The organism is Parafrankia soli (genome assembly GCF_001854695.1).
Taxonomy (GTDB): domain Bacteria; phylum Actinomycetota; class Actinomycetes; order Frankiales; family Frankiaceae; genus Parafrankia; species Parafrankia soli.
Window position 1 is genome coordinate 45,258 of the sequence record NZ_MAXA01000180.1, and the last position, 10,839, is coordinate 56,096.

At 74.0% G+C, this 10,839-nt stretch carries 4 protein-coding genes; 2 read left to right on the plus strand and 2 right to left on the minus strand.

Features of this window, described 5'->3' with window-relative positions; translation table 11 throughout:
* Positions 1-816: 816 nt before the first annotated feature.
* On the minus strand, positions 817-6,405 hold the full coding sequence (locus BBK14_RS14770) for a type I polyketide synthase (RefSeq protein WP_071062917.1): 5,589 nt from the start codon (positions 6,403-6,405) through the stop codon (positions 817-819).
* Between the two features lie 118 nt (positions 6,406-6,523).
* A complete protein-coding gene (locus BBK14_RS14775; protein ID WP_071063004.1) occupies positions 6,524-7,834 on the minus strand; it encodes a phenylacetate--CoA ligase family protein in 1,311 nt (436 codons plus the stop codon).
* Between the two features lie 317 nt (positions 7,835-8,151).
* On the opposite strand from BBK14_RS14775, the gene BBK14_RS14780 reads away from it, so the two are divergent.
* A complete protein-coding gene (locus tag BBK14_RS14780) occupies positions 8,152-9,192 on the plus strand; it encodes a ketoacyl-ACP synthase III family protein (protein ID WP_071062919.1) in 1,041 nt (346 codons plus the stop codon).
* The gene (locus BBK14_RS14785) at positions 9,192-10,838 is read left to right on the plus strand and encodes a (2,3-dihydroxybenzoyl)adenylate synthase (RefSeq protein ID WP_071062921.1); all 1,647 of its coding nucleotides are present in this window, start codon (positions 9,192-9,194) and stop codon (positions 10,836-10,838) included. The genes BBK14_RS14780 and BBK14_RS14785 overlap by 1 nt, the downstream gene beginning before the upstream one ends.
* Position 10,839 lies beyond the last annotated feature (1 nt).

The following is a 10,839-nucleotide window of genomic DNA, read 5'->3' on the forward strand; positions in this document are numbered from 1 at the left end:
ACAAGTGTAGTGGGTCCGTCCGACTGTCCGCTTGTCCACCGGGAGCCGGGGTAGGTCGGGGGCATCCTGCCGCCGGCGGGTCGAGCGGACACGGCGCGGCCGATCGCGACTGTCCGACGCCGCCTTCCCCCGCACGCCCAGCGTCGAGCCGGACGGTTTCGGGATCAGCCCGGAAGCCCGCGAGGGTCGGCATCCGCATCCGCGCCGCCCGGGAACCCGGACGATCGTCACGGCCGGCGGAGGGGTGGATCCGTCGGTCAGGGCCCGTCGACTCTCCTCGCACGCCGTGGCACGTCCCGCCGCGCTCGGATCCGGCGCGGACTGAACGTGGTGCCGGTCGGGGTTCGGGCGCGTCGGAGCGTCGCACCTATCTGTCGGGGTTCTCCCCGAACTCCGTACGAAGGTCAGGAGACTCATCGACGAGCCGCGTCCGATCCGAAGCGTCAGGAGAGCATCGCTCGTCCTCTCCTGTCTCCCCCGCGAACAGCGCGGAGAAGCGGTCGTGCAGGAGTAGCGCATCCTTCGGGTCAGCGCCGTCCGATGGGCGGATCTCCATGAACATGGACCCCGTCCTCCCGTGGATGTCACTTGAGCATCTCGTGATCCCTCCACGTCATCAGTCAGGCAACGAACCTGCAAGACCCCCATTCGCCGGCCTCTTCGGGGCGCTGCCCCGGACCCCGGCCCTTCCTCTGGAGGGGGAGGAGCCGCCGCAGGCCACCAGGAGCCGGGCGTGCGGCACCGCTGATCTCCTCCGACGCCGCCCGGCCGCCGGACGAGTGGACGCCGGACCGGGCGGCCGGACCGGTGCGGCCCTCAGCCTCTGCCGACCAGGTGCGGCCGGGCCGGATCACCGGCATCGCCGAGGATCGACGCCAGGTGGCCGGCTATCGCGACCACCGTGGGATGGTTCCACAGCAGCGTCGCGGGAAGGGCGATGCCGAACTCGCGTTCCAGCGCGATGCGTACGGAGGCGGCGAGCAGCGAGTCGACCCCCGCCTCGGTGAGCGGCTGGTTCGGGTCGAGTCCGGTCACGCCCGTGCCGAGGACGGCCGCGACCCGGCCGCCGACCACGCCCAGCAGGTGGTCGGCCAGCTCGTTGCCCCGCAGGCCGATCCAGTCCGGCACGTCGGCCGGTGCCGCCGCGTCGGTGGTCGCCAGCTCGGACAGCAGCGCCGGCCGAGGCCCGGTGTGCCCGCGGGCGAGCCCGAGCACGGCGACCAACGGTGAGCCGGGCGCACCGGCCCTGGCCGCTGACGCCGCCGCGGCGGCGGTCTGGTCGAACGCGCGCAGCGCCTCGTCCGGTGAGATCGGCGTCGTGCCGCGGGCGGCGAGCTCCATGTCCGTGGTGTCGCCCGAGGTCGCCATACCCAGGCCCTGCCAGCTCGTCCACGCGATGCTCACCGACTCACGGTGACCGGCGGTTCCCCGGTACGCGGCGAGGACGTCCAGGAAGGTGTTCGCGGCTGCGTAGGCGCCCTGGCCCGGCAGGCCCAGCAACGGGCCGGCCGAGGAGAACAGCACGAAGAAGTCGGTGCTGCCTGGCGGGAACAGCTGGTGCAGCACCCACGCGCCGTCCACCTTCGGCGCGAGCACCTCGCGCAGCCGTGTGTCGTCGAGGCGGCGCAGCAGCTCGCCGTGCACGACGCCGGCGGCATGCACGACGCCACGGACGGGGGGCAGGCGCGCGACGTCGAGCGCCGCGCGGATCGCCGCCAGGTCGGTGACGTCGGCCGCGACCGTGTGGACGGTGACCCCGGCAGCCTCCAGCCGCCGGATGGACGCGGCCCGTGGATCGTCGTCCGCCCAGGTCGCCCGCGGCGGCATGGGCTTCCGGCCGAGGAGGACAAGCCGGCGGGCCCCGCGCGCGGCCAGGTGCTCGGCGACGACGAGGCCGAGCACCCCCAGGCCCCCGGTGATCAGGTATGTGCTGTCGGAGCGGCAGGTGAACGCCTCGGCCGGACCCGGGGGCACGGGCAGCAGCCGCGGCACCAGGACCCTCGGCGCGGGGTCGTCCTGCACGGGGCGCTCGTGCGGGGCGTCGTCCGGCGCGGGGTGGACGGGGCCGGCGCCGCCCGGCGCGGGAGCCGGCCCGACGGCGACCAGGGGCTCGGCGGGGGGCGTCGCGAACAGGTCCACGACCGTGTCGGCGTCCCAACCGCCGGTGGGCACGTCGACGACGGCTCCCCAGAACTCGGGATGCTCGGTGGCGGCCACCCGGCCGAGTCCCCACAGCGGTGCGTGCGCGAGGGCCCGCGGCCCGTCCGCGTCGCGGACACCCTGGGTCAGGCACCACAGCCGCGGTCGGGGCTCGGGGAGCGCGGCGATGCGCTGGACGAGGGCGGCGAACGCCGACGCGCAGTCGGCCGCCGGCGGCGGCGCCACCGGTGTCACAGGCGGTGCCGGTGTCACAGGCGGTGCCGGTGTCACAGGCGGTGCCGGAGGTGTCACAGGCGGTGCCGGCGGTGCGAACACCACGTGTGCCGCGGTGGCCAGGGCATCCGGATCGTCGTCGACGACGGCCCCGTGTGCCGCGCAGGCCGGCGTGAGCTCGCGGGCCACCCGGTGTGATCCGAGCACGAGGATCGTGCGCCCGGCCAGCGGATCCGCGGACGCCGGCCCCGCGGCAGACGGGCCCGCGGCCGGCAGCCAGCTCATCTCGAAGCGGTCCGTGCCGCCGCGGCCGTCCAGGTCGCCGTCCAGCTCGCCGTAGCGCAGCCCGCGCAGCGCGGCCTCCGATCCGGAGCCCGGTCCGGACCGGGCTCCGGCTCCAGCTCCGGAGCCCTGGACCGTGACGTTCACGGTGTGCTTCTGTTCGGCGTCCAGCCACACCGAGACGCGCGCGGTGGCCGGTGGCGGGCCGGCCACCCGGACGTGGTCGATCCGCGCGGGCATCCGCAGGACGGCGGGCCCGGAGAAGATCACGGACGCGGCCGACAGTGCGGCGTCGAGCACCGAGGCCCAGCTGCGGGTCGCCTCCGTCGTCACCACGGCGGACATCGACCGTGGGCCCCGGCGGAGTTCGGTGATCGTCCACGGGTAGCCCATGTCCRCCACCCCGAGCTCGGCCAGCCGGGTCACGACGTGATCGTCGGGCAGGGTCTCGTTCTCTTCCTCGCCCGCGGGTTGAGAGCCCGTGGCGAGGTGATCACCGGCCTCGCCGGTGCCGGGGAAACGGCCCGCGGCTCCCTCACCCGGGTCCTGCGGCGCGGCGCCGTCCTCCGGCAGCGCCGTGGTGTGGGTCGACCAGCCGGCGGAAGGGCCGGCCAGCGAGCGGGTCACCAGCCGCAGGCCAGCCTCGTCGTGGACGACCCGCAGCTCGATCGGCTCGCCCTCCGCCGGCACCACGACCGGCTGGCGCAGCGCGACCTGGCGGAGCTCCTCGGTCCCGGCCGCGGTGAGGAAGGTGTTCAGCAGGACGGCCGCCGGCACGATCTCCGTCCCGAGCACCGGATGTGTGCGTGGGTAGGGCCGGGTGCGGAAGTCCAGCGTGGTCCGCCACATCCGCTGCCGCGCGCCGGGCACGGCGAGGTCGGCGCCGAGCAGGGTGTCGGCGGGGAACTCGGCGCCCGCCGTCCCGTCCACCCAGTGGCGGGTGTGCCGCCAGGCGGTGGTGGGCAGGTCGACGGCGGGTGCGTCCGGGGCCGCCGGCCAGTTCACGCGCACCCCGTTGCAGTGCAGGGACGCGAGCGCGGTGAGCAGCGTCCGGCGCTGGGGCTTGTTCCGGCGCAGGCTCGGTACCACGACGCCGCCGGTGTCCGCCGGTGTTCCGGCACCGGCCGCGGCGAGCGTCTCGGTGATCGAATGGCTGACCACCGGGTGCGCCGACACCTCGAGGAACACCCGGTGGCCGTCGTCGAAGGCCGCGGCGATGGCCTCCCGGAAGCGGACGGGGTTGCGCAGGTTCGCGGCCCAGTAGACGGAGTCCAGGCGGGGCCGTGACCGCGGGTCGCCCACCGCGGTCACGTAGAGCGGCACGGTCACGGCACGGGGCCGCAGCTCCGCGGCGGCCGCGGCGAGGTCCGGGCACAGCGGGTCCATCTGGGGGCTGTGGAACGCCACGTCCGAGTCGATCCGGCGGACGGTCCAGCCCGCGTCGGCGGCCCGTGCGGCGACACGGTCGACCACCGGGATGTCCCCGGATACCACTGTCGACGCCGGGGCGGCGGAGATCGCGGCGACGGCCCCGGCGGCGTCCGCTCCCATGTCCGCCAGCCAGGACTCGACCTCGTCGAACGACCGGTCGACCATCACCATGGCGCCGCGCCCGGCGACCCGGCGCAGCAGCATCGACCGCCGGCACACCAGCGTCGCGCCCTCGGTCTCGGTCAGCGCCCCCGCGGCGACCGACGCGGCGATCTCACCGACCGAGTGGCCGATCACCGCCCGCGGCACCAGGCCGTACGCCCGCCAGACGGCGGACAGCCCGACCTGCATCGCGAACAGCATCGCCTGGATGACGTCCACCGAGCCCAGGTCTCCGGACTCCAGCACCTCCCGCGGGCGGACTCCCAGCTCGGCGGCGAAGACCGGGTCGATCCGGTCGATCGCGGCGGCGAAGGCCGGCTCGTCGGTGAGCAGCTCCCGCCCCATGCCCGACCACTGCGCGCCGTGCCCGGAGAACACCCACACGGCGCCGGGCGCCTTGCGGTGCGCGTGCGCGGCCGGGCCCGCGGGCAGGCCGGCGCGCGCGGCGGTGCCGGTGACGACGGCGGGATCCGCCCGTCCCTCGGCGAGGGCAGCCAGACCCGCCGACAGCTCGGCCCGGTCCTCGGCGACGACCACCGCCCGCGCGCTGAGGTGGGAGCGGCGGGTGGCCAGGGTGTCCGCGACGGCAGCGAGGTCGGCGCGGGCGATCCCGGCGCGCGCTCCGCCCGGGCGGCCGTGGCCGTTTCCGACGCTGGGGCCGGGGCCGCCGGGGTTGAGCGCGGCCGCCAGACGGGCGGCCTGGGCGGCGAGACCCGCCTGGCTTGTCGACGACAGCGGGTAGAGGCGGAGATCGGATGCCGCCGTCCGTTCCGGGCCGCCGCGCCGCCCGGCCTGACCGGCCGACGCGGGCTGCGGCGGGGCCTCCTCGAGGACGACGTGGGCGATGGTGCCGCCGTAGCCGTAGCTCGCCACCCCTGCTCGGCGCGGATGACCGCTGGCCGGCCACGGAGTCGTCTCGGTCACCAGACGCAGGCCGCTGGCCTCCCAGGGGATGTCGGGCCGGGGGCCGGTCACCGTGCGGGTCGGCGGAAGGACGCCGCGGCTCAGCGCCAGCGCTGTCTTGATCACGCCGGCGATACCGGCGGCGGCCTCGGTGTGCCCGATGTTGGTCTTCACCGAGCCGATCAGGCACGGGCGCGGTATCCGTCCGCCGTCGCCGTCGCCCTCGTGGTGATCGGCGGTGCGGTTGCCGACGACGGCCGCCAGCGCGGCCGCCTCGATCGGGTCACCGACCCGGGTTCCGGTCCCGTGTGCCTCGACGTAATCCACCTCGGCCGGCGAGACGCCCGCGTCGGCGTAGGCCCGTCGCATCAGGTGCGCCTGGGCCTCGCTGCTCGGCGCCATGATGCCGTCGGTGCGGCCGTCCTGGTGGACGGCGCTGCCGCGCAGCACGGCGATGATCCGGTCACCCGAGCGCAGCGCGTCGGAGAGGCGGCGCAGCACCACGATCCCGCAGCCCTCGCCCCGCCCGTAGCCGTTCGCCGCGGCGTCGAAGGCCTTGGACCGGCCGTCCGGGGAGATCGCCCCGGCCCGGTCCAGCACCGTGGTCAGGCCGGGGCCCGCCATCAGCATCACGCCACCGGCGAGCGCGACCGGCACCTCGCCGCGCAGCAGGCTCAGGCGTGCCTGGTGCAGCGCGACCAGCGACGAGGAACAGGCGGTGTCGACCACGACGCTCGCGCCGCGCAGGTCGAGCGTGTAGGAGATCCGGTTCGCCACCGCGCACAGCGACGCCCCGATGCCGGTCCAGGCCTGGACGCCGGGCAGGTCCTCCAGCAGCCTGCGGCCGTAGTCGTCGGTGCCGACCCCCAGGAAGACCCCGGTGTCGGTGCCGGCGAGGTTGGTCGGCGGGATCCCGGCGTGCTCCAGCGCCTCCCAGGCGACCTCCAGCGCCATCCGCTGCTGGGGGTCGAGCTGGCGGGCCTCGGTCGGCGAGATCCCGAAGAAGGCGGCGTCGAAGCCGGCGATGTCGTCGATGAAGGCACCGCGGTCGATGACGCGGGACAGCACCGCGGCCTCCTCCCGCGAGCGGCCGCGGTAGGCGTCCCAGCGGCCGGCCGGCACGGGGCCGGCGGCCGTCCGCCCGGCGAGGAGGAACTCCCAGAACGACCGCGGGCTGTCGATGCCTCCGGCGAACCGGCAGCCGATGCCGATGATCGCCACCCGGTCGTCGGGGGGCGGGCTGAACCTGCTCATGTGTCACCGCGGCGGGTCGGGCGCCACACGTCCTGGGCGGCGCGGAAGGGGGAGATGGTGGGAACGCCGGGGGAGGTCACCGGCCACAGCGGCACGCGGCCGCGGGCGACTACGGCGGTCACTGGTACATGACCGCCTTGCTCCACTCCTCGCCCGGCCCGAACAGATAGCGGGCCTTGAGGATGTCCCGCTGCTCCCGCAGCGCGTGGGCCGGGACGATCGTGCCCGGCGACAGGCCGGTGACCTGGTGCGGAACTCCCAGCTCCCGGTCGATCGCCGCGCGCAGCTCCTTGACCGCGCGTTCGCGGGCCTCGTCCGCCACCTCGATCTCCACCCGCAGCACGTCGGGCTCGGCGGCCGCGCGCCAGAACATCACCTCGCACGCGGCGGGAAGCCGGAAGACCACTTCCTCGACCTGCTGCTGGGTGATGGGGGTGGAACCGACGTGATAGGCGAACGCCGCCCGGCCGAGCACCCGCACGGTCGGGAGCGGCCAGCCGCACGGGCAGGGCCGCGCGGAGACCTCGACCTCGTCGGCGAGGTTGTACCGCAGCAGCGGCATCGCCTCCCGGAACAGCGGGGTCACGACCAGCTGGCCGCGCCCGGTCGAGCTGAGAGTCCCCGTCTCCGACGACCAGACTTCGAAGATCGCCCGGTCCGCCCACAGGTGCATCGCCCCGGACGGGCACTGGCCGGCCATGGTGCCGGTCTCGGTCGAGCCGTACTCCTCGATCACCGGGATGCCGCCCCAGATCTCGCTGATGCGCTGGCGCCGCGCGGCGGTGAGCGGCTCGGCCGCGACGAACATCGCCCGCAGCGCCGGGAAGTCCCGCTCCGGCCGCAGCCCCGCGGCCCGGGCGGCGGCCGCCAGCAGCAGCGCCTCGGTCGGATTGGACCAGGTCAGCGTGACCTCCAGGTCATGCACCACCCGGACGATGCGGGACAACGGGGTGGCCATCGACCGCGAGTCGCCGGGCACGACCGTGGCGCCGCACAGCCGGCCGGCGGCGTGCGCTAGATGGCCGGTGATGAGCAGCGCGTACGGGGTGCGGACCAGGAAGGTGTCCGACGAGCTCATGCCGATCCACTTGCGGGCGTACCGTTCCGCCAGGTCGGTCCAGTCCTTCTCGGTGTAGTAGGACGCGGTCGGGTCGCCGGCCGTGCCGCTCGACTCGTGGTACGTCGCGAGCTCCGTGCGCGCAACGGCGAGCATGCCGAACGGGTAGGCGTCGCGCAGGTCCTGTTTGGTGGTGAGGGCGAGGCCCGCGAAGTCGGCCGCGGTCCGCGGCGGCTCACCGCCGGCGTACCGGGCCGCGTAGAAAGGCGAGCGCAGCGCGGTGGCCAGGACTCGGGGCAGTTCGGCGCGTTGCAGGGCGGCAAGTTCGTCCGGGTTGGACCAGCTGGTTGCGTCAGGACGCGTCCACGGCATCGGGACTCCCGTTCGGGTGAGGTTCGTTGCGAGGTGCGTGTCAGATGGACCGACGACGTCCAGCAGCACAGCACCGGAACCTGCTCCGGATCGTGAGTAGCCGGCACTCAATTCGGTCGTCAGTAGCGGGCCGGGAGTGCTGCGAGGAACCTGCCGATGACGGCCGGAAAAGGGTTCCGGAAGCTGGGTCCACCGAGAATCTTTGAGTAGTGACTACTCACGAGATCGGAATACGCGTCGTGTTCTTCTTTTCTTCGCGGCCGGCTGGCGGCAGCCGGAGGAGACCCAGTTGATTCACGTGGAGGAGATATCCAACGATGAGGACCACGAATCTGTATCTCGCCGGGATCGGCAGCCATCTGCCGCCCCTGGAACTGGTCGAGCGGGCCGTCGCCGAGGGCCGTTACGATTCCGCCGCCGCGAAGGCGTCCGGGATGCGCTCCGTGGCGGTCAGTGACTCGACTCCGGCCCCGGAGATGGCCATCGAGTCGGCCCGGGCGGCGCTGGCCGGCTCCCGGCACACCGCGGACGACATAGGCGTGCTGTTCCACAGCTACACCCATCACCAGGGCCCGGACGGCTGGTCGGCGGTGCACTACATCCTGCGCAACACGGTCGACCGGCCGGTGCCCGCGGTCGAGGTGCGCCAGGGCTGCCTCGGGATGATCGCCGGCGTGGAGGCGGCCGCGAACCGGCTCGTCGCCAACCCGACCCACGACGCGGCGCTGGTCACCACCGGCGACAACTTCTCCACGCCGCTGGTCGACCGCTGGCGTGGCTCGGGCCTGTTCCTGCTGGCCGACGCCGGGTCGGCGGTGGTCGTGTCGCGCCGGGCCGGATTCGCCGAGCTGCTCGCCGTCGGGTCGTTGTCGGATTCGTCGATGGAGATCCTGCATCGGGCCGGCGAGGATCTCTTTCCGCCGGGAATCACCCGGGGCCGCGGGCTGAACTTCGCCGAGCGGGCCGAGAAGGTGCGCGAGCAGTGGGCGGCCGGCCAGGCGCCCCCCATCAAGAATTTCGGCGACCGGGTCGCCGAGATAGCCGAGCGCACGCTGAAGGAGGCCGGGCTCACCCTTGAGCAGGTGAGCCGGGTCTGCCATGTCGGTTTCGGCCGGCCCGCGCTGGAGGCCATGTTCCTCGTCCCGCTCGGCCTGCCCGCCGACAAGGACACCTGGGACTACGTGAACACCATCGGCCACACTGGCGCCGCCGACCTGTTCCTCGGCCTGGAGCACCTGTGGCGCACCGGTCAGGTCGGCCCGGGCGACAACGTGCTGCTGATCGGCGCCAGCACGGGGATGGAAGCCGGGGCGGCCGTCGTCCGGATCACCGTGACGCCGGCGGAGTGGGAGGTCTGATGCTGCCCGGTTGCACCTCATGGCCGGCGGAGGTCGCTCGCGGCTACCGGGAGAAGGGCATCTGGCGGGGACAGACGATGGGCGCGATGCTGGCCGAGCTCGCCGGCCGCCACCGTGACCGCACGGCGCTGGTCCACCACGACCGCCGGATCAGCTACGCCGAGCTGGACGCCTGGGCCGACCGGCTGGCCGCCGGGTTCGCCGCGCACGGCGTCGCGCGCGGCGAGCGCGTCGTGGTGCAGCTGCCGAACACCCCGGAGTTCATCGCGATCGTGTTCGGGCTGTCCCGGATCGGCGCGATCCCGGTGTTCTCTCTGGTCGCGCACCGGGCGACCGAGCTGACCCACCTGGTGCGGCTGTCCGGCGCCACCGGGTACATGGTGCCCGAGACCTACCGCCGGTTCGACCACCTGGCCCTGGCCCGCCAGGTCCAGGCGGAGACCGACACGTTGCGGACGCTGTTCGTGTTCGGTGACCGTGCCGACGGCTTCGTCGCGCTCTCGGACGTCGAGGCCGCCGGCACCGCCGCCCGGGAAGCCGGCACCGCCGCGGGGGAGGCCCTGTCTCCGGACGCCGACCCGTCCGATGTGGCGTTCTTCCTTCTCTCCGGCGGGACCACGGCGCTGCCGAAGATGATCCCGCGCACCCACGACGACTACGTGTACCAGTCCGAGCTGGCCGCCCAGGTGTGCCAGATGTCCGCCGAGGACGTCTACCTGGCCGTGCTGCCCGTCGAGTTCAACTTCGCCTTCGGCTGCCCGGGTGTGATCGGCACGCTGCAGACCGGCGGGATGGCCGTGCTCGCCGACACCCCGAACCCGCTGGACTGTTTTCCGCTCGTGGAACGGCACGGCGTGACGATGACCGCGATGGTCCCCTCCGTCGTGGCGCTGTGGCTGGAGGCCGCCGAGTGGAACGACGCGGACCTGTCGAGCCTGCGCCTGGTCCAGGTCGGCGGCGCCCGGATGACCCGCGAGTTCACCGCCCGGATCGGGCCGGGCCTGGGCTGCTCGCTCCAGCAGGTGTTCGGGATGGCCGAGGGCCTGCTCTGCTTCAGCCATCCCGACGATCCGGCCGACGCGGTGCTCACCACCCAGGGCCGCCCGATCTCGCCCGCGGACGAGATGCTCGTCGTCGGGCCGGACGGCGACCCGCTGCCCAGCGGCGAGATCGGCGAGCTGGTCGCCCGTGGTCCGTACACGCTGCGCGGCTACTACCGGGTGCCGGAGTACAACGCGCGGGCGTTCACCCCGGACGGCTTCTTCCGCACCGGTGATCTCGCCCGGCTGACCCCGGCCGGCGACCTGGTGATCGAAGGCCGGATCAAGGAAATGATCATTCGGGGCGGGGACAAGATCTCGGCCGGCGAGGTCGAGGACCACCTGCTCGCCCACCCCGGCGTCACCGCGGCGGCCGTGACCGCCGTCCCCGACGACCTGCTCGGTGAGCGGATCTGCGCCCACCTGATCGTCGACGGGCCGGCCCCGGCGCTGGCCGAGCTCAAGCGGGCCATGCACGCGCGCGGCGTCGCCGACTACAAGCTGCCCGACACCGTCCGGTTCGTGACCGAGTTCCCGCTCACCCCGCTCGGGAAGATCGACAAGTTGGCACTGGCCGCGGCGGCCGCGTCCGAACGGAAGGCTTAGG

Coding starts and splice junctions, on each gene's coding strand:
- BBK14_RS14775 (WP_071063004.1), bottom strand. CDS start 7,834: ATGCCGTGGACGCGTCCTGACGCAACCAGCTGGTCCAACCCGGACGAA.
- BBK14_RS14780 (WP_071062919.1), top strand. CDS start 8,152: ATGAGGACCACGAATCTGTATCTCGCCGGGATCGGCAGCCATCTGCCG.
- BBK14_RS14785 (WP_071062921.1), top strand. CDS start 9,192: ATGCTGCCCGGTTGCACCTCATGGCCGGCGGAGGTCGCTCGCGGCTAC.